Here is an 18,906-nt window from a genome sequence, read left to right as displayed (position 1 = left end):
TGACCTTTGGGCAGTTCGCGGCGACCTGCAGGCGAACCCACCCGGAGAATGCGCGACGTGTCCACCCGCAAGACGAAACCCCTGCAAGGCCGAGGCCGGATCTGGCGATCCGACGCCTTCCTGGGCCTTGGGGTGGTGCTCGCCGTTTTCGCGCTGCACGCTTCGACCGACCTGTTTGACGGTCTGGAACGCCGCTTCTACGACGTCGCCAGCGCGGCCAGCAGCCGCCAGCCCAGTGAGCGCATCGCCATCATCGCGATCGACGACCAGAGCATCGCCAACATCGGGCGGTGGCCCTGGTCGCGCGAGGTGCATGCGGAGCTGATCGACCAGCTCAGCGCGGCCAAGGCCAAGACCGTCGCTCACACCGCCTTCTTCTTCGAACCGCAGACCGACCGGGGCCTGGCCCAGCTGCGGGCCTTGCGCGGCCAGCTCGACGGCACGGCACCCGGCGCCACACCGCTGCCCGATCTGGGCGCCGTGTCGCGCCAGCGCCTGCTGGGATTCATTGGCGAGGCCGAGCAGCGCCTGGATACCGACGCCCGGCTGGTCGCCAGCATGGCGCGCGCGGGCAACGTGATCGTGCCTTCGGTGTTCACCCTGGGTGAGCCGCTGGGCCGGCCCGACGCGCCTTTGCCCGCCTTCGCCCAGCGCAGCGCGCTGGCCGACGACAGCGGCTTTGGCCTGCCGGCGCAACGCACGCAACAGCCCCTGCCCGCCGTGGGGGAGGCCGCCCGGGCGGTGGGCCACCTCAACCAGATTCAGGATGCCGACGGCGCGGTGCGTCGGGAAGCGCTGCTGGTGGACTTCGATGGTTACGCGGTGCCGTCCATGGCGCTGAGCGTCGCGGCGCACAGCCTGAACCTGGGCATGGAGGACATCCGCCTGTGGCCGGGCGAGGGCGTGCAGCTGGGCCCGACCCGCCTGCCGACCGACGAGGCGGCGCGCCTGCTGCCGCAGTTCTACGCCGATCGCGACGGCAAGCCCGCCTTCACGGTGGACTCCTTCTACGACGTGATCTCCGGGCGCATTCCCGCCAGCAAATACACCGACAAGGTGGTCATCATCGGCGCGACCGCCGCGGGCGTGGGCACGCTCTTCACCACCCCGGTGTCGCCGGCGATGTCCCCCGCTGCCATTCTCGCGCACATCACTTCCAGCCTCCTCAATGGGCATTTCATCGCCCAGCCGGCCTGGGGTGGCCTGGCGGTGTTGGGCGTGTTGCTGGTGGTCGTGGCGCATCTGGTGGCGTTGCTGCCGCGCCTGTCCGCCGCTGCGGGCGCCGCGGTGACCGCTGGGCTGTTCCTGCTCCTGCTGGGGGCCGAATATCAACTGCTGGCGTCGGCCGCGATCTGGCTGCAACTGGTGTTCCCGGTCGCGCTGCTGCTGATCGGGCACCTCGCGCTCACCACCCGGCGCTTCCTCGCAACGGAAGCGGGCAAGATCAAGGCGGACGAGGAGTCGGCCGAAACCAACCGCATGATGGGTCTGGCGCTGCAGGGCCAGGGTCAGCTCGACATGGCGTTCGACCGCCTGCGCCGCGTGCCCTTCAGTCCCGCGCTGATGGACAACCTCCGGCACCTCGCGCTGGACTTCGAGCGCAAGCGCCAGCTCAACAAGGCCGAAGCGGTGTACGAGCACATGACCCGGCTCGATCGCACCGACGCCGATGTGGTGGCACGCCTTCAGCGGACCAGGCATCTTTCGAACACGGTGGTGCTGGGGCCGGGCTCGTCGCATCCAGGCGGAACGCTGGTGCTCGGCGATGAGCGTGTCGAAAAACCCATGCTGGGCCGATACCGGATCGAGAAGGAGCTGGGCAAGGGCGCCATGGGCGTGGTGTACCAGGGCCTGGATCCGAAGATCGGGCGCACCGTGGCCATCAAGACGCTGGCGCTGAGCGCCGAGTTCGAAGGCGCGGAGTTGGCCGATGTGCGCGAACGCTTCTTCCGCGAAGCCGAAACGGCCGGGCGGCTGCAGCACCCGAACATCGTCACCATCTTCGATGCGGGCGAAGAGCATGACCTGGCCTACATCGCGATGGAGTTCCTGCAGGGGCGCGACCTCGCGGCGCACACCCGCGACGGACAGCTGTTGCCGGTCGCGGCCGTGCTGTCCATCGGCGAGCGCGTGGCGCTGGCGCTGGACCATGCGCACCGCCAGCAGGTGGTGCACCGCGACATCAAGCCCGCCAACGTGATGTACGACCCCGCCACCGATTCGGTGAAGGTCACCGACTTCGGCATCGCGCGCATCACCGGGTCCAGCAAGACCCGCACGGGCATGGTGCTGGGCACCCCGAGCTTCATGTCGCCCGAGCAGCTGGCCGGCCAGCGCGTGGACGGCCGCTCGGACCTCTATTCGCTGGGGGGTCATGCTGTTCCAGTTGCTCACGGGCAGCTTGCCGCTGCGCGGCGACTCGATGGCCGCGCTCATGTACCAGATCGCCAACCAGCCCGCGCCCGATGTGCGTGAACGACGTCCTGAATTGCCGCCGGAACTGGCCGATATACTGAGCAAGACCCTGTCGAAATCGCCTGCGGAAAGGTACCAGACAGGGCTCGAAATCGCCGCCGACCTCCGCAAGACCATCGCCGCCCTGTCGACGTCCCCCGACGTTCACATGGCGCCTCAGACCGTGCCCGCTTCCCATGGGCACGGCCATGAAAACGCGGTGCTTGCCACAGTTGTCACGCCGGTGCCGGTTTCGTCGCGCGAGCCCGAGACAGTCAGCTTCGATATCCGCTTATAAATCCAACAATATGATTTTTGAGTATTTTTGTCTGACAGATCCGGGTCTGGTCAGGGACAACAACGAGGACTCCGTGGCCCTCGATCCCGACAACCAGATCGTGGTGCTGGCCGATGGCATGGGCGGGTACAACGCGGGTGAAGTCGCGAGCGCGATGGCGACCACCTTCATCCGGACCGAGCTCGGGCGATGGATGTCCGAGGGGGGGCATGAGGCCAGCGCGCGCGAACTCAAGCGCGCCATGGAAATCTGCATCGACAACGCCAACCGGTCCATCTTCAACGCCGCGAATTCCAACGCGCAATACGCCGGCATGGGCACCACCCTGGTCATGGGCGTGTTCCATGGCGCGCGCGCCATGATCGGCCATGTGGGCGACTCGCGCTGCTACCGCCTGCGCGCCGGCAGCTTCGTGCAGATCACGCGGGATCACTCCTTGCTGCAGGAGCAGATCGACGCCGGGCTCATTTCGCTGGAGCAGGCCCAGTACGCCACCCACAAGAACCTGGTCACCCGCGCCCTGGGGGTGGAAGACACGGTGTTGCTCGAGGTTAACGAGTACCGGGTCGAGGACGAAGACCTCTATCTGTTCTGTTCCGACGGGCTCAGCGACATGATGAGCGACGAGCGCATTGCCGCCATTCTGGTGACCGCGGGCACGCTGGAGGAAAAGGCGCAGGCCCTGGTGGACGGGGCCAACGACTGCGGTGGACGCGACAATATTTCGGTGATACTGGCGTATGCTCGATCGAAGCCGATCCGCAAAGGCCTGCTCTCGCGGATGCTCGGCAAGTAATCGCCAGCGCCATTTCAGAATTCAATCAATAGGTTCCAGAGGAGTCGGCCATGCCGAAAATGATCGTTTCCATCGACGGTGTCGTCATCAAGGAAGTGCAACTCACGAAAGACCGCACCACGCTGGGCCGGCGTCCTTACAACGACATCGTGATCGACAACCTCGCGGTCAGCGGTGAGCATGCCGTGATGCAGATGTCGGGCATGGACGTGTTTCTGGAAGACCTCAACAGCACCAACGGCACCTACGTCAACGGCAAGGCGATCAAGAAGCAGCAGCTGCAGAACGGCGATGCCGTCGAAATCGGCAAGTACAAGATCAAGTTCGTGCACGAAGGCGCGAGCGAAACCTACGAAAAGACCACCGTCATCAACGCCGGCTCCGTGGTGGAGGCCGGCGACTCCCAGGGCGCACCGCTGGGCAACGCCGCGATCAAGGTCATGTCCGGCACCGCGGCCGGCCGTGAAGTGCCTCTGGTCAAGGTGGTGACCACCATTGGCAAACCCGGTGTGGCGGTGGCGGCCATCACGCGCCGGCCCCATGGTTATGTGGTGGCCCTGGTCGAAGGCACGCAGAAGCCCACCATCAACGGCAGCCCCATCGGGACCGACGCCGTGAACCTGCACCATGGCGACCTGCTGGAACTGGCCGGCACGCAGATGCAGTTCGTCCAGCACTGAGACGAACCCGAGCCATGCCTGGGCATGGCGGCCATCGGCAGAAATGCCAAAAAAGTCCTTTCCGGCGCCTGGTCAAACGGGTAGCCTTCGGCAGTCGGTTGCCAACCCGGCTTGTTCGGGTTGAGGCAGCCAGTTTCCCCATCCAATGTGCCGGCGGTCCCGGCCATGCCACTGCCAAAGCTGCCAAATGAGGGTCCGCGTACTGGGGTGCTCTGGCGCCATCGCCCATGGTTGCCGCACCACGTCCTTTCTGCTCGACGACAACGTCCTGATCGACGCCGGTACCGGCGTGGGCGATCTGACCCTGGATGAGATGGCGCGGGTGGACCACGTCCTGCTCACCCATTCGCACCTGGATCACGTGGCCGCGCTGCCCCTCATGCTCGATGCCGTGGCCGCCCGGCGCCTGGCCAGTGGCGCTGCGCCGCTACAGGTGCACGCGCTGCCCGGCACCATCGCCGCGCTCAAGGTGCACATCTTCAACAACCTGATCTGGCCCGACTTCTCCGCCATTCCCAGTGTGGACACGCCGCTCATGCGCTTCGTGTCCATTGCGGTCGGCGAGGTGCTCCATGTCGGCGGCAAGTCGGTCGAGGTCTTGCCTGCGGTGCACACCGTGCCGGCGGTCGGCTTTGCCGCCGCCAGCGCCTCGGGTCACTGGGTCTTCAGTGGCGACACCGGGCGCAACCCGGCGTTTCTGGCAGCGCGTCAACCAGCTCCCCGTGGCCCTGCTGGTGATCGAAACCGCCTTCAGCGACCGGGAGCACGCCCTCGCGCAGCGCAGCCTGCACTTGGCCCCCAGCTTGCTGGCGCAGGAACTGGAGCAGATCGATGGCCGCCAGCGCTATCCGATCTACATCACCCACACCAAGCCGGCGGAAACCGGCCTGATCATGGAAGAGATCCGCCGCTTCGACGAAGCGCCCAACCACACGGGCGATGCGCGCCACGACATCCGCTGGCTCAGCGCGGGGCAGACCTTCGAACTGTGACAAAAAGCCGTTGCCTGAGGGCGAGGTGACAAAAATTGTCGGTCGCATGTCGATGCAGGGGTCACCAAATGTCACTGATGCAGGGTAAAGCGCTAAAAAGACCTCAAAAAGCGCGGCATTTCGGGCTGGCACGGTGTCTGCTGATAAGGATGCGTCTTTACCCCAACCCTGCCCCAAGGAGTTCTCCATGAAATTGAAACGCGCCGTCCAAAAAGGCTTCACCCTGATCGAATTGATGATCGTGGTGGCCATCATCGGTATTCTGGCTGCCGTCGCGTTGCCGGCCTATCAGGACTACACGGTGCGTGCCCGCGTGTCGGAAGTCGTGCTGGCCGCATCGTCGTGCCGCACTTCCATCACCGAGACGGTTCAAGCCGCAGCACCTGGCACCGACATCAGCTCGGCCATCTCCGGTTCCTGCGCAATCGTGCCGACACGCATGGTGCAATCCGGTTCTGCCGATGGAGACGGCGTGATCACGATCATCGGCAACGCCGCGAACATCGGTGGTGGCATCGGCACCAACAACCAAATCCAGCTGGCGCCGTTTGTGTCTGACACCGTGGCTTTGGATGGCGCTACGCATGCGGGTGCGGTCATCACCCGCTGGGTTTGCGGCCCCACGGGCACCAATGGCATGAATCCTCGCTTCCTGCCCGGCTCCTGCCGCGGCTAAGCCAAGCGCATTTTCAGCATGAAGGGCCGCTTTGCGGCCCTTTTTCTTGACCTTCTGTTGTGCCATGCCACTTCACTACACGCGCTTCCAGCTGATCGAGAACACGCTCGCGGTGCTCGTGCTGTCGCTGATCTGGACGGTGCCCAACCACCAATTGCCTTGGAACGCCTTTCACCATGAGGTCGCGATGGCGGTTGCGCTGGGCTTGATGGCCATTGTGGTGGCTTGGCAAACCCGCTGGCGCGTGCCCCTGTCGGCGTTCGTTGGCGTGCTGGGGCTGCTGATCCTGGTGCCTTGGGGGCAGTGGCTCGGCGGTTTGATGCCCAAAGCGGGCACGGCGGCGGTGTCATCGGCTTACGTGGCCGCCGTCCTGGTGGCCTTTCTGCTCGGTCATGCTGCGCGGTCGAACCGGCACCACCGGCTGCTGGACATTGTTTTCGCGGCCCTGGCCCTGGGCGCAGCGTTGAACGTGCCGGTGCAATGGATCCAGTGGTTGCAGTGGTACTCCAGCGATTTCGACTCCCTGGTGCTGCTGTTGGTCACCCCCATCAACGATCGTCAGCGTCCCTCGGGCATGATCCTGCAGCCTAACCAGTTGGCGACCATCCAGGTCTGGGGTCTGATCGGCCTCACGTGGTTCCGGCACCGTCGCCTGCTGTCACAGGGCATGTTCGTTCTGCTGTTCGCATGGATCGGCATCGGCATCGGGTTGACCCAGTCGCGCGCGGGCTTGCTGGAGATGGCCGTGGTGGCCGGACTGCTGGCCCTGGTGTTGAAGGGTGAAGGGAGGCGGGCCATTGGCACGGTCTGGTTTTCGGGCTTGGCGCTGCTGATTCTGTGGCTGTTGAATTTCAAGGATGCTGGCCAGCTGGCTGGGCCTGGGGGCACTTCAGAACGCCGAAACGCGTCTCACGGCCATCGATGGTGCCCGCATCGACGCCTGGCGGGCCTTTGGCGCGGCCCTGCTTGAGCGCCCGTGGTTCGGCTACGGTTTGACCGATGGCGGGTTTGCCTACGTGGCCGTGGCGCATCTTCAACCCGAGCTGTACATCGGCCAGCGTTTCGCTCATGCGCACAACGCCGTCCTCGACGTGTTGCTGTGGTTCGGAATCCCCCTCGGGCTGATGCTGCTGGGCGCCTTGGGCCTTTGGCTGAGCAAGCGGCTGCTGGAGCTGCCGAAACGGCCCGACAACGTTTTTGCACTGGCCGTGCTGGCGGCGCTGGGTGTGCACGCCATGCTTGAACTGCCACACCAGTTTCTCTATTTCATGGTGCCTGCCGCTTTGTTCGCAGGTTGGTTGATGCCAATGGACGCCACGTCGAAGGGGCCTTCGCTGCCCCGATGGTCGTGGGGCATGGTCGGACTGCTGACCTTGGGCGTGGCAGGCTGGATGTCGGCCGATTATTTCCCGTATCAGGAGCGCTACACCGAGTGGCGCTTCGAGAACAGCCGCGTGGGCCAGCGGCCGGACATTGAAGTGCACGAGCCGCGCGTGCTCAACCAGATTCACGATGAACTGGTGCTGTACCGCCTGCCGCTGCGGCCGGGGATGAGCGAGCAGGAACTCCTCTGGATTTCGGACACGGCGCGCAGCGTGAACTCCCCGCCGGCCTACTACGCGGCAGCCAAGGCGCATGCGCTTGCCGGTGAGACAGAAACTGCGCGCGTCTGGATGATGCGCCTCAACGCCATCATGGGCGCTGACCTTGTTTCGACGATGCAGGACATCTGGGCGCGCGATCAGAAGACTCATCCTTCGCTCGCCTCGTTGAACTGGCCGGACTATGCCGGACGCAGCACCTCTTTCCAGTTGGCCCCGGAAACCGTGGATCGCTCCGAGCCCCTGCCCCTTGCGCCGTCCGACAATCCCCAGGTTTCCTTGCCAACCCCGTGAGTCCCTCCGCCATGCACGCTGCTCTTCGATACCGCTTCAAGTGGGCCATCGGGCATTTCCTGGTCAGTGCCCTGATCCTGCTCGTGGTGGGCGGGTTGATCTTCTTCGTCTGGTACCCCCACCCTTACCGGGTGCTGGCGGGCGGCTTGAACCTGTTCCTGCTCGTGGCGGCCGTGGACGTCGTGCTGGGTCCCGTGTGCACCTTCGCGGTCGCGGCCGCGAAGAAGCCGCTCAAAGAGCTGCGCATGGACGTGGCCCTGATTGCGCTCGTGCAGGTCGGCGCCTTGTCGTATGGCGCCTGGACCGTGTTCCAGGCCCGGCCGGTGTACCTGGCCTTCGAGATCGATCGCCTGAGAGTGATTCACGCGATCGACGTCGACCCGGGCTTGCTGGCTCAGAGCGCGCCCGAATTCCGCTCACTGCCGGTTCGTGGCCCCGAGCTGGTGGCGGTGCGTCCGTTTGCCTCGGCAACCGAAAGGATGGAGGTGACGATGGCGGCCTTGCAAGGCGTGGACATCGGTGCGCGTGCCGATCTCTGGGTTGGGTATGACACGCAGACACAAGCCATTCAGTCGGCCGCCCAGCCGCTCAGCGCGTTGCTTGCCGCCAAACCCGAGGCCGCGCCGGTGGTTCAGGCCGGCCTGGCGTCGGCGGGGTTGAAGTTGGACGGCGTGCGCTACTTGCCGGTGGCCAGCCGACATGCGTTCTGGACCGCCATCCTCTCGCCGCTGGATGCACGGCCCGTGCTCTTTCTGCCTGTGGACCCCTATTGAGAGTGAGAGGTCAAGCGGCTGCCGTAAAACTCCCGCTCTTCCCTCCGCGTTTCTCCACCAGTCGCACCCCCCCCATCACCATCCCCCGATCCACGGCCTTGCACATGTCGTAGATGGTGAGCAGCGCCACCGACACCGCTGACAGGGCTTCCATTTCCACCCCGGTCTGACCGGTGCATTCGGCGGTTGCAAGACAGCGCACGCTGTGGGACTCGGGTTCGATGTCGAATTCCACCGCCACGCGGGTCAGCGCGATCGGATGGCACAGCGGAATGAGGTCGCTGGTCTTCTTGGCGGCCTGGATGCCGGCGATGCGCGCGATGCCGAGCACGTCACCCTTTTTCGCGGTGCCCGCCTGGATCAACGCCAGCGTGGCCGGCAACATGGTGATGCGGCCTTCCGCGACGGCCACCCGGTGGGTGCTGGCTTTGGCCGCCACGTCGACCATGTGGGCCTGGCCCTGGGCGTCGAAGTGAGTCAGGGGAGAGGAAGCTTTTGTATCGGTCATGGGGGCTTGTTTCGCGGGCTTTACAGAACCGTCGGGCGTTGGCGGCATCATACGGGGATGCGTTTTTTACCGAAGTCGCTGCTTTCCCCTGTTCGACGCACCGCCCTGGGCCTGGGCGTGCTGGCGATGGCGTCGATGCTGCTGCCCACACCGGCCTCGATCGCCCAGCCGGTCCGTGACGGCACGTCCACCTCCTCGCTGCCCAGCCTGGGCGACGGCGATGGCATGTCCATCGCGGCCGAACGGCGCCTGGGGGACCGCATCGCGCGCGACATCTACCGCGATCCGGACTACCTGGACGATCCGGTGCTCGGCGACTACCTGCAGGCCTTGTGGCAGCCCCTGCTGGGCGCGGCGCGCGATCGAGGTGACGTGCCGCCCGAACTGGCCGAGCGCCTGGCCTGGGAGCTGGTGGTTTCGCGCGACAAGCGCGTCAATGCCTTCGCCCTGCCAGGGGGGTACCTTGGCGTGAACCTGGGCCTGATCGCGATCACCGACAAGCCCGAGGAACTGGCTTCGGTGATGGCGCACGAGCTCAGCCACGTGTCGCAGCGCCACATCGCCCGCATGATGACGCGCGAGGAGCGCATGGCGCCGTGGATGATGGGGGCGATGATTCTGGGCGCGCTGGCGGCCGGGTCCAACCCGCAGGTCGCCAGCGCCGCGATCGCGGGCAGCACGGCCGTCGCGGCACAGACGCAGCTGAACTTCTCGCGCGACATGGAGCGCGAGGCCGACCGCGTGGGTTTTGGCGTCCTCACGGGCGCCGGTTTTGACGGCCTGGGCTTCGTGAGCATGTTCGACAAGATGCAGCAGTCCTCGCGCTACGACGACGGCTCGTTCCCCTACCTGCGCAGCCACCCGTTGACGGGGGAGCGCATTGCCGACATGCGGTCCCGGGTGCCCGCCGGGCCGGCCGCGGCGGCAGGCGGCCAGGTGGGCCCGATCAAGGCCACCACGCCGGATGCCAGCGGCGCCACCGCACCGGCCGCTCCCCTGGGCCTGCGTCTGGACCTGCCAGGCGCGCGGGGCGCGTCCAGCGCCTCCGTGGGCTTGCCCATGCCCTCGCGCAGCGTGCACGTGCTGGTGTCGGCGCGCGCCAGGGTGCTGGCGGAGAACGGTCCTGATCGGCAGCGCGCCTGGCTCGCCAATGGCCGATCGGCCAATGCCTCGCCCGGCGACCGCTACGCGGCCGCGCTCTCGGCACTGCGCCTGGGACAGCGCGATCTGGCTCTGGAGCTGGCGCAGCAGTTGCGCACGGCGGTGGCGCCCGAGGCGCGCCCCACGGTGGATGCGCTGCTGCTCGACATCTTGCTGTCGCCCGTCGCGGGCGGTGTGCCTTCCCTGCCTCCCGCGCAGGCGGCCCTGCTGGCGGAACTGCGCGACCAGGCCCTGGCGGGAACCTCCCGCGCCAGTGCCCTGCTCGGTGCGCAGGCCGCGCTGGCGCACCGGTCAGCCGCAGCGCGCGGTCAGCCGCTTGCAGGCCTGGGTGGCGCTGCAGCCGCGCGACGCGGTGGCCTGGCAAACGCTGTCACGGGGTTATGCCGTGCAAGGGCAGACCATGCGCGCCATCCGTGCCGAGGCGGAGGCGCGTGCCGCCCACCTGGACTTCGGTGGTGCGGTGGACCGCTTCAAGGCGGCCCAGGCGCTGCCCGCCGCGCAACGCGCGGACGGCATGGAACTGGCCATCGTGGACAGCCGCCGTCGTGAAGTCGAGGCGCAGTTGCGCGAGTCTGTGCGCGAAGAGAAGTAGGCCCGGTGACGGGCCGACCGATCGGCTCAGCGCGAGCCGATGGAGCGCATGGCGGAACTCACCAGCAGCATCAACGCCGAGTAGATCAACGAGCCCAGCAGCGCGGCCAGGAAGCCGTTGACGCGGAAGCCATCGAGCACACCCGACGCCGCCCAGAACATCAGGGCGTTGATGACGAACAGGAAGAGGCCCAGCGTGACGATGGTGACGGGCAAGGTCAGGATCACCAGGATGGGCCGCAGCACGGCGTTGAACAGGCCGATGACCGCCGCGGCGATCAGGGCGGAGGTGAAGCTCTGCACCTGCACGCCGGGGTAGATGTAGGCCACCACCAGCAGGGCGCAGGCCGCGAGCAGCCAGGTCAGGATGAGTTTCATGCGGACCAGCATAGCACCGGCCGCCCGCCGACATGAAAAAGGGCGGCGCCCTGTCGGACGCCGCCCTGCTGTGTCAGGACCTCGGAAGGCCGGATCAGCCTTCGTGCACCACCGGCGGACGGCGGGAGGAGATCCACTTGCCCAGTGCGAGCACCAACAGCGCACCGACGACGTGGGCCGACCAGTACAGCGTGTCGGAGATGACCGCCATGCCCTTCTCATCCACCGTGCCGAGCTTGGGCATGAAGGTCCACTTGTCGGGGGTGACGAAGGCCGGGTCGGTGACCAGCATGCCACCGGCGATCCAGCCCAGCAGCATGCCGCCCAGGGTGATGATGATCGGGAAACGGGCCATCAGCTTGATGACCATGGTGCTGCCCCAGACGATGATGGGAATGGAGATCAGCAGGCCCAGCACCACCAGCAGGAACGAGTGCTCGCCCGCGTTCTGAGCGGCACCGGCGATGGCGATCACGTTGTCCACGCTCATCACCAGGTCGGCCACGATGATGGTCTTGATGGCGGCGAACAGCTTGTCGCTGCCCTGGATGTCGCCGTGCGCCTCGTCATCGGGGGCCAGCAGCTTCACGCCGATCCACACCAGCAGCAGCGCGCCGACGAGCTTGATGAACGGCACGGTCAGCAGCGTCATCGCGAAGGCGATCAGGATGACCCGCAGCACGATGGCGCCGAAAGTGCCCCAGATGATGCCCTTGGTGCGCTGTGCGGGCGGCAGCTTGCGGCAGGCCAGCGCGATCACGACCGCGTTGTCGCCACCCAGCAGGATGTCGATGATGATGATCTGTCCCAGGGCGACCCAGAACGCGGGCGATGTCAGGAAATCCATAAATTCCTCGTTGTCGTTTGTCCAAATGGGTGGGGGCGCGAGCCGATCTCGTCGCCATCCGCCCGGCCTTCTCTTCTCATGTATCGACCACCATGGTCGATCGGAAGGCGCTGTGTCATCCGCCCGCAATGGCGCAACTGCGCTGGCGAAGGGGATGGACATGCCTTGATCGGCCCATGGGGCCTATCAAAGGTCTTGCTCAGCCCGGCAAGGTGATTGCCGGGCCCGGGTTGCCGGAAGCGGTGGCTTCGTATTGACGACAACCCGAATGTCCAGCGGCAAGCGCTGGAGCGGAGAGCTACTCCCCTTCGAGACCCGCGATTGTAGCGGGCCGTTACCGCGTCCGGTGCCTGGGACGGGTACGCAGTTACCACAAGGCCGGGGTTGGTTCCGGTTGCCGGTGCGTTCATCGAAGGGCCAGACTGGCTATGATCCACACCCCATGGCCGGCATCCACATCACCGACATCGAAGCCGCGATCAACTACTGGCGTGAGCGCTCACCCTCGCCAGACGGTGTCTCCCTGTGCAAGGAACTTCGCGCTTTGGCCGAGGTGTATGCGCTGATGATCTGGTTCCACGAGACCGAGGCCGACGAGGCCACGTTGCCCGCCCGCGCCCGCGAGGCCTGGCTGGCCTGGTACGAAACCACGCCCGACACGCCGTGCATCGCGATCTGCTCGACCAGCCAGGGCGACGAGGTCTGCAAGGGCTGTGGCCGGCGTTTCGACGAAGTGCAGCGCTGGACCGAGATGACCCCCGGTGAGAAACGCGCCAGCTGGCGGCGCATCACCATCGAAGGCGACGCCTGGCGCTTCAACCGCTACGCCGAGCGCGCGCTGGAAGAGCCCGGTTCCGGGCGGTAGTCAGACGCGCCGCGCCAGCTCGGTGGCCTTGCCGACGTAGCTGCCCGGGGTCATGGCGCAGCAGGCGGTCTTTTTCGGGCTGGGGAATGTCCAGGCTGCGGATGAGTTCGTGCAGCGCCTCGGCGGTCACGGTCTTGCCGCGCGTGACTTCCTTGAGTTTTTCGTAGGCGCCCGAGACGCCGTAGCGGCGCATCACGGTCTGGATCGGCTCGGCCAGCACTTCCCAGGACGCATCGAGGTCGGCGGCGATGGCTTCCTCGTTGAGTTCGAGCTTGCCCAGCCCCACACCCATCGAGTGGTAGGCCAGCACCGCGTAGCCCAGGGCCACGCCCATGTTGCGCAGCACGGTGGAGTCGGTCAGGTCGCGCTGCCAGCGGCTGATGGGCAGCTTCTCGGAGAGGTGGCGCAGCAGCGCGTTCGCCAGGCCCAGGTTGCCTTCGGCGTTCTCGAAGTCGATCGGGTTGACCTTGTGCGGCATGGTCGACGAGCCGATCTCGCCCGCCTTCAGGCGTTGTTTGAAATAGCCCAGGCTCACATAGCCCCAGATGTCGCGCGAGAGGTCGATCAGGATGGTGTTGGTGCGCGCGACCGCGTCGAACAGCTCGGCCATGTAGTCGTGCGGCTCGATCTGGATGCTGTAGGGCTGGAAGGTCAGGCCCAGACCGAGCGGCTCGGGCTGTTCGATCACGTTGCGGCTGAACGCCTCCCAGTCGAACTCGGGCCAGGCGCTCAGGTGGGCGTTGTAGTTGCCCACGGCGCCGTTCATCTTGCCCAGCAGCTTGACGCCGGCGATGCGGTCGCGTGCGGCGCTCAGGCGCACCACCACGTTGGCGATTTCCTTGCCCACGGTGGTGGGGCTGGCGGTCTGGCCGTGCGTGCGGCTGAGCATGGGCACGGCCGCGTAGGCGTGGGCCATTTCGCGCAGCTTGTCAATCACCGCGTCCAGCGCGGGCAGCAGCACGGCGTCGCGCCCGCCCTTGAGCTGCAGGGCGTGGCTGGTGTTGTTGATGTCTTCGCTGGTGCAGGCGAAGTGCACGAACTCGGCGGCCTTCTCCAGTTCAGGACGCGCTTCGAAGCGCGATTTGATCCAGTACTCGACCGCCTTCACGTCGTGGTTGGTGACCTTCTCGATGTCCTTGATGGCCTGGCCATCGGCTTCGCTGAAGTTCTTTACCAGGCCCAGCAGGTAGGTGCGCGCGCCGGGCGAGAGCGGCTTGAACTCGGCCAGGCCGGCGTCGGAGAGCGCAATGAACCAAGCGATCTCGACCTGCACGCGGCGGTGCATGTAGCCCTGCTCGCTCATGAAGGGGCGCAGGCTGGCCAGGCGGCCGGCGTAACGGCCGTCGAGCGGCGACAGGGCGGAAATGGCGCTGGGGGCGCCGGGGATGGTGTGGGCGGGCGTGGCGGAAGAAGAGGTGGTCGGGCGCATCCCACGATTGTAGGAGGCCCGTCCGGCGGCGGGCCCACCGCCGGGCGCCGTGTCCGCTGTCCGAGGGGGTGCCCCTGGCGCTGGCTAGAATCGTGTTCCCCAGTCCAACGACCATTCCATTCCCCATGAAACTCATCGGCGCCATCACCAGCCCCTACGTGCGAAAAGTGCGCGTTGTCATGGCCGAGAAAAAACTGGACTACCAGTTCATCCTGGAAGACGTGTGGTCCGCCGACACCACCATCATGACCTCCAACCCGCTGGGCAAGGTGCCCTGCCTGGTGATGGAAGGCGGCGAGGCCGTGTTCGACTCGCGCGTGATCGTGGAGTACCTCGACACCCTTTCACCGGTGGGCAAGCTGATTCCCACGCAAGGCCGAGAACGCGCCGAGGTCAAGACCTGGGAAGCCCTGGCCGATGGCCTGCTGGACGCCGCCGTGCTGGCCCGGCTCGAAGCCACCTGGCCCGGCCGTGGCGATGGCGAGCGCAGCGAGGCGTGGATCGAGCGCCAGCGCGCCAAGATCGACGCCAGCCTGAAGTCCATGAGCCAGGGCCTGGGCGAGAAGGCGTTCTGCTCGGGCATCCACTTCAGCCTGTCCGACGTGGCCGTGGGCTGCGCGCTGGGTTACCTGGACTTCCGCTTCGCCAGCATCGACTGGCGCTCGCCGTACCCCAACCTGGCCCGCCTGGCCGAGAAGCTCAACCTGCGCCAGAGCTTCGTCGACACGAGGCCGGCCTAACCCCCCGCGCCGCGCCTGCGGCGCGTCACCCCCCAGGGGGCGATGCCTGCGGCCTGGCAAAGCCAGTTCCGCGGCATCCTGGCCGAAAGCCGCTCACTCCTGCGCTTTCTTCTTCAGCCAGCGCATCAGCCCGCCCAGCACAGGCAGTTTTTCGTACAGCTCTTCCGCCGCGTCCCAATAGTCGCGGTGGTCGCTGACGCGGCCGTCGGGCGCGAGCCGCAGGTGCGAGCCGCCGCGCACCACCTGCTCGGTCACGGTGTCAAAGCGCTGAAAACGAAAGCGGAACTCCCACACCAGAAAACATTGCGCGCCGTCCACCAGCCGGCCCGTGACGATGAAGCGCGGCGCCGTGAGGCTGTCGAACATGTGTTCGAACACGCGTGTGATGGCCGGGATGCCCTGCACCTCGTTGAACGGGTCCTTGAAGCGCGCGTCCGGCGTGTAGAACTCGCCGAGCCGGGCGAGCGAGCCGGGGGAGAGCGACTCGAACCAGTCGCAGAGGTGGTCGATGGCGGCGCGGTGGTCGGTGGACATGAACGGGTTATAGCCCGGTGACGCGGCGCACCGCCGGAAAGTACGCGCGGTAGGGCAGCAGGCGCAACAGCTTCATCCAGCGCGTGAAGCGCTTGGGGTAGTGGATGTCGAACGCGCCCTGGCCCCAGCCGGCCAGCATGGCCTGGGCCGCCTGTGCAGGTGTGATCAGCGCGGGCATGGTGAAGCCGTTGCGGGCCGTCAGGGGGGTGCTCACGAAGCCGGGATGCACCACGCTCACGCCCAGGCCCAGGGGCTGCAGGTCCAGGTACAGCGTCTCGGCGAGGTGGGTGAGCGCGGCCTTGGTCGGGCCGTAGGCCAGGCTCTTGGGCAGGCCGCGAAAACCCGCCACGCTGCTGATCAGGCTGATGTGCCCATGGCCCCGCGCCGCCATCGCGGGCACGGCGGCGTCGAGCACGTGCAGCGCGCCGAGGTAGTTGATGTCGACGTGGCGCCGAAGGTCGGCGAGGTCCATGTCGGTGGCGCGCATCTCGCGGTAGTGGCCGGCGCAGTACAGCACCAGATCCAGCGGGCCTTGAGCGAGGATCTGGTCGGTGGTGCGCATGACCGCGGTGGCATCGGTCACGTCCAGCGGCCAGGCCTGCGCGGCCGGGTGCGCGGCCACGAAAGCGTTCAGCGCGGGCGCATTGCGAGCCGACAGCAGCACCTGCGCCCCGCGCGCGTGCAGGGCCGAGGCGGTGGCTTCGCCAATGCCGCTGGAAGCGCCGATCAGCCACACGCGCAGACCGCGCCAGTCGGTGATGCGGGGGTTCATGGGACCGAACAGCGAGAAGCCGCGCGCACCGCTCGCCGCCCGAGGGGGCGGCATGGGCGCATCGACGAAGGTCCTGGGGGTGCTCATGGCCGGCGCTTCACGAACGACAGCGTGACCTCGCCCAGGCGGATGCCGAACTTGCTCATCGTGGCCTTGTTGAGCATCACGCGGTCGTCCATCAGGTACATCCAGTCGTCGAACTGCACTTCGTAGGTCTTGCCGTCCACCGGTTGCCGCAGCGTGTAGCCCCATCGGAAGGCGTTGCCCTGCTGCTCACCGAGCGCGGTGCCCACCACGTCGTCGGCGGTGCCGCTGAAGCGGCCGTTGCCCAGGTGCTTCATGCGCCACACGCGCTTCTGTGTCGTGCCGTCCGAGTAGGTGAAGGCCTCGTCGAGCACGCCGTCGTCCCCGTTCCATTGGCAGCGCATGACCACGGTGAAGCGTTTGATCACCTCGCCCGAGCGGTCGGTGAAGACACCGTAGGCGTCGAGCGTGCCGTTGAAATAGCTGCGCAGGTCGAGCACCGGTTTTTCGCCCGCGTACTGCGCGATCTGCGGGCCTGCGCAGCCCGAGAGTGCGGCGGCGCCCGCGATGCCGGCGGCGAGCAAATGGCGTCGTTGCATGGCGGTCTTTCAGTTCGTGGACAGGGAGGGGCGCGGTGGCGCTAGCCTTTGCTCGGGCCGGATGATCAGCGCGTACAGCGTGCCTGCGGCCAGCAGCTTGAGCGCGCACGGCAGCAGGCAGTAGGCGATGGTCAGGGTTTGCAGCGCGGTGGGGTCGCGCGTGCCCGGGGCGTAGCCGAACCAGGCCAGCAGCGGCAGGGCGAGACCCGCGGCCAGCGCGAGGTTGAGCTTGGTGGCGAAGTTCCACCAGCCGAAGTACGCGCCCTCGCGTTGGCCGCGTTCACCCAGCCGGCCGATCAGGCCGGCGAGCATCGCGCCGGGCAGGGCGAGGTCGGTGCCCAGCGCCACGCCCGAGAGGGCGCACACGATCAGGAAGGGCAGCACGTCGCCCGCGCCGAGCAGGGCCGCCGAGACGAACACCGCCACCGCCACGCCCATGCCCGCGAGCCAGGTGCGCGCCAGACCGAGGCGGGCGACCAGCCGCACCCAGAGCGGCATGGACAGCGCGGCGCACAGGAAGTAGGTGGCGAGGAAGGCCGGCTCCACCGCCGCCGGTGCCTGCAGCCGGTCCTGCACGAAGAACAGCACCAGCGTGGCCGGCACGGCGCTGGCGGTGCCGTTGATCACGAACACCGCGAGCAGGCGCCGGAACGCGGGTTGCCGCAGCGGGGAGGGGCCACCCGCCGCGGTGGCATGGACCGGTCGAGCGGGCGCGTGGAGCGGCTCCAGGCCCACCAGCCCAGCGCCAGCAGCACGGCGAAGGCCGAGACCGTGGCGCCCAGTCCCAGCGTGGCGGGCAGCACGGCGGCGATCAGCACGCCCAGCAAGGCCAGGCCTTCGCGCCAGGCCACCACGCGGCTGCGCTGGGCCTCGTCGCCGCCCAGGCGCGCGCCCCAGGCCTGGTGCGCCACCGAGATCACGCTGTAGGCGATGTAGGTGAGGGCCATCAGCCCGCCCGCCCAGCCGAGCAGGGTCGCGCTGCCGGCCTCGCGCACGGCGGCCGGCGGAAACAGCAGACCCCACAGCCCGCCTGCGAGCACCAGCGCGGCCCCGGCCGCCGCGCCCAACACCGCCGCGATCGAGCGCGCGAAGAGGCGGTCGCACCAGCGCCCGATCCAGGGATCGAGCACGGCATCGATCAGCCGCGCGGCCAGCAGCACCGCCCCCAGGGCCGCCAACGGCGCGCCGAACGCGCGCGCGTAGTGGTTGGGCAGGATCACGTACAGCGGCAACGCGACGAAAGCCAGCGGCAGGCCCAGCAGGCCGTAGCGCAGCCCATGGCGCCAGGCGCCTGGCCCGATGAAGCGGGCGGCGGGTTCGCTCATGGCGCGCGCGGCGGACCGCCCAGGGACTGGATCAGGGCCTCGCGCAGGCGCGGCTGCGAGGTCCTGGGCGAGAGCCAGATGCCGAAGAACCGGCGCGAGAAGGCGTCGTCGGCGATCTCGCCGAGCCACTGGCCGTTGACGTAGAAGCGCGCGCCGCTGCCCGGCACGTGCACGCCGGTGAGGCGGTCGCCGCGCCGCACCTCGGGGAACAGGGCGCTCATCGCGGCTTGCCAGCGCTGGGCCTGCGCGGGGTCCAGCCGGGCCAGGCCTTTCATTTCCTCGATGGAGCGCTCGGCGATGTCGGCGCCCTTGAAGCCGCGCAGGTAGCTCAGTTCCAGGCCGAAGCGCTGGACTTCGAAGCGCTGGATGTCAAAGCCTGGCGCGACATACAGGCGCGCGTCGTAGACGTCGAACCCCCAGTACCGTAGGCGGGCGCTGCCGCTGAGCGTCTGGTCTTGCAGCGCCGCGCTCAGCATGGGGGCTGGCGCGGGCTGCGCGCTTGCGGGCCCCCCCACCAGCAGCGCGAGGGCCACGGACAGGTGAAGAGGGCGGGTGGGCATGGCGCGGGC

General features: G+C 67.4%; 20 protein-coding genes and 2 pseudogenes. 12 read left to right on the top strand and 10 right to left on the bottom strand.

Translation table 11 applies throughout. From position 1 onward, the window contains the following. The first annotated feature begins 57 nt into the window (after positions 1-57). The 9 genes and pseudogenes from ACFJI0_RS22045 to tfpZ all read left to right on the top strand — a co-directional run bounded on the left by ACFJI0_RS22045 (position 58) and on the right by tfpZ (position 8,564). Complete coding sequence (locus ACFJI0_RS22045) at positions 58-2,475, top strand: CHASE2 domain-containing serine/threonine-protein kinase (RefSeq protein ID WP_382322318.1); 2,418 nt, start codon at positions 58-60, stop codon at positions 2,473-2,475. Further along, a complete protein-coding gene (locus tag ACFJI0_RS22040) occupies positions 2,435-2,752 on the top strand; it encodes a hypothetical protein (protein WP_382322317.1) in 318 nt (105 codons plus the stop codon). Before ACFJI0_RS22045 ends, ACFJI0_RS22040 begins: the two co-directional genes overlap by 41 nt. A 10-nt stretch (positions 2,753-2,762) precedes the next feature. Next, entirely contained in the window at positions 2,763-3,548 is a 786-nt protein-coding gene (locus tag ACFJI0_RS22035; RefSeq protein ID WP_382322316.1) for a Stp1/IreP family PP2C-type Ser/Thr phosphatase, read from the top strand. A 50-nt stretch (positions 3,549-3,598) separates the two neighbouring features. Continuing rightward, positions 3,599-4,228 (top strand): FHA domain-containing protein, encoded by a 630-nt coding sequence (locus ACFJI0_RS22030; RefSeq protein ID WP_382152925.1) that lies wholly within the window; start codon positions 3,599-3,601, stop codon positions 4,226-4,228. Positions 4,229-4,415: 187 nt separating this feature from the next. Then, positions 4,416-5,220, top strand: a pseudogene (locus ACFJI0_RS22025) (3',5'-cyclic-nucleotide phosphodiesterase). Between the two features lie 187 nt (positions 5,221-5,407). Next, on the top strand, positions 5,408-5,896 hold the full coding sequence (locus ACFJI0_RS22020) for a prepilin-type N-terminal cleavage/methylation domain-containing protein (protein ID WP_382322315.1): 489 nt from the start codon (positions 5,408-5,410) through the stop codon (positions 5,894-5,896). Positions 5,897-5,960: 64 nt separating this feature from the next. Beyond that, complete coding sequence (locus ACFJI0_RS22015; protein WP_382322314.1) at positions 5,961-6,866, top strand: hypothetical protein; 906 nt, start codon at positions 5,961-5,963, stop codon at positions 6,864-6,866. Beyond that, positions 6,754-7,791 (top strand): Wzy polymerase domain-containing protein, encoded by a 1,038-nt coding sequence (locus ACFJI0_RS22010; protein ID WP_382322313.1) that lies wholly within the window; start codon positions 6,754-6,756, stop codon positions 7,789-7,791. The genes ACFJI0_RS22015 and ACFJI0_RS22010 overlap by 113 nt, the downstream gene beginning before the upstream one ends. An 11-nt stretch (positions 7,792-7,802) precedes the next feature. Further along, entirely contained in the window at positions 7,803-8,564 is a 762-nt protein-coding gene (gene tfpZ / locus ACFJI0_RS22005) for a TfpX/TfpZ family type IV pilin accessory protein (RefSeq protein ID WP_382322312.1), read from the top strand. 10 nt (positions 8,565-8,574) lie between these two features. Here the strand turns inward: tfpZ and moaC are convergent, their stop codons facing one another. Continuing rightward, entirely contained in the window at positions 8,575-9,072 is a 498-nt protein-coding gene (gene moaC, locus ACFJI0_RS22000; RefSeq protein WP_382322311.1) for a cyclic pyranopterin monophosphate synthase MoaC, read from the bottom strand. 57 nt (positions 9,073-9,129) lie between these two features. Between moaC and ACFJI0_RS21995 the strand changes: the two genes are divergently transcribed. After that, the gene (locus ACFJI0_RS21995; RefSeq protein WP_382322310.1) at positions 9,130-10,782 is read left to right on the top strand and encodes a M48 family metalloprotease; all 1,653 of its coding nucleotides are present in this window, start codon (positions 9,130-9,132) and stop codon (positions 10,780-10,782) included. A 69-nt stretch (positions 10,783-10,851) separates the two neighbouring features. Here ACFJI0_RS21995 and ACFJI0_RS21990 read toward each other — a convergent pair whose 3' ends face one another. Together ACFJI0_RS21990 and ACFJI0_RS21985 are read right to left on the bottom strand one after the other, a co-directional pair. After that, positions 10,852-11,202, bottom strand: coding sequence for a phage holin family protein (locus ACFJI0_RS21990; protein ID WP_382322309.1), 351 nt, complete (start codon positions 11,200-11,202; stop codon positions 10,852-10,854). A 94-nt stretch (positions 11,203-11,296) separates the two neighbouring features. After that, positions 11,297-12,049 carry a TerC family protein gene (locus tag ACFJI0_RS21985; RefSeq protein WP_382152949.1) on the bottom strand — a complete coding sequence of 251 codons (753 nt, stop codon included), beginning with the start codon at positions 12,047-12,049 and terminating at the stop codon, positions 11,297-11,299. A 442-nt stretch (positions 12,050-12,491) separates the two neighbouring features. Between ACFJI0_RS21985 and ACFJI0_RS21980 the strand changes: the two genes are divergently transcribed. Continuing rightward, the gene (locus ACFJI0_RS21980) at positions 12,492-12,914 is read left to right on the top strand and encodes a DUF3717 domain-containing protein (RefSeq protein WP_291111565.1); all 423 of its coding nucleotides are present in this window, start codon (positions 12,492-12,494) and stop codon (positions 12,912-12,914) included. On the opposite strand, the pseudogene purB reads toward ACFJI0_RS21980, so the two are convergent. Next, positions 12,915-14,343, bottom strand: a pseudogene (gene purB / locus ACFJI0_RS21975) (adenylosuccinate lyase). Between the two features lie 125 nt (positions 14,344-14,468). Here purB and ACFJI0_RS21970 point away from each other — a divergent pair. Further along, on the top strand, positions 14,469-15,083 hold the full coding sequence (locus ACFJI0_RS21970; RefSeq protein ID WP_382322308.1) for a glutathione S-transferase N-terminal domain-containing protein: 615 nt from the start codon (positions 14,469-14,471) through the stop codon (positions 15,081-15,083). 93 nt (positions 15,084-15,176) lie between these two features. On the opposite strand, the gene ACFJI0_RS21965 is transcribed toward ACFJI0_RS21970, so the two are convergent. From ACFJI0_RS21965 to ACFJI0_RS21940, 6 genes are all read right to left on the bottom strand, one after another. Further along, a complete protein-coding gene (locus ACFJI0_RS21965) occupies positions 15,177-15,617 on the bottom strand; it encodes a nuclear transport factor 2 family protein (RefSeq protein WP_382322307.1) in 441 nt (146 codons plus the stop codon). Positions 15,618-15,624: 7 nt separating this feature from the next. Next, entirely contained in the window at positions 15,625-16,389 is a 765-nt protein-coding gene (locus tag ACFJI0_RS21960; RefSeq protein ID WP_382325777.1) for an SDR family NAD(P)-dependent oxidoreductase, read from the bottom strand. 83 nt (positions 16,390-16,472) lie between these two features. Continuing rightward, entirely contained in the window at positions 16,473-17,012 is a 540-nt protein-coding gene (locus tag ACFJI0_RS21955; protein WP_382152960.1) for a DUF3833 domain-containing protein, read from the bottom strand. 9 nt (positions 17,013-17,021) lie between these two features. Further along, the gene (locus ACFJI0_RS21950) at positions 17,022-17,639 is read right to left on the bottom strand and encodes an MFS transporter (protein ID WP_382322306.1); all 618 of its coding nucleotides are present in this window, start codon (positions 17,637-17,639) and stop codon (positions 17,022-17,024) included. Further along, entirely contained in the window at positions 17,636-18,337 is a 702-nt protein-coding gene (locus ACFJI0_RS21945) for an MFS transporter (protein WP_382322305.1), read from the bottom strand. Before ACFJI0_RS21945 ends, ACFJI0_RS21950 begins: the two co-directional genes overlap by 4 nt. Next, on the bottom strand, positions 18,334-18,897 hold the full coding sequence (locus ACFJI0_RS21940; protein ID WP_382322304.1) for a chalcone isomerase family protein: 564 nt from the start codon (positions 18,895-18,897) through the stop codon (positions 18,334-18,336). Before ACFJI0_RS21940 ends, ACFJI0_RS21945 begins: the two co-directional genes overlap by 4 nt. Positions 18,898-18,906 lie beyond the last annotated feature (9 nt).

The sequence above is a fragment of the Hydrogenophaga sp. UC242_53 genome, from assembly GCF_042696965.1.
Taxonomy (GTDB): domain Bacteria; phylum Pseudomonadota; class Gammaproteobacteria; order Burkholderiales; family Burkholderiaceae_C; genus Hydrogenophaga.
Note: the sequence above shows the minus strand (reverse complement) of the source record. Positions and strands in the feature narration are given on the sequence as shown.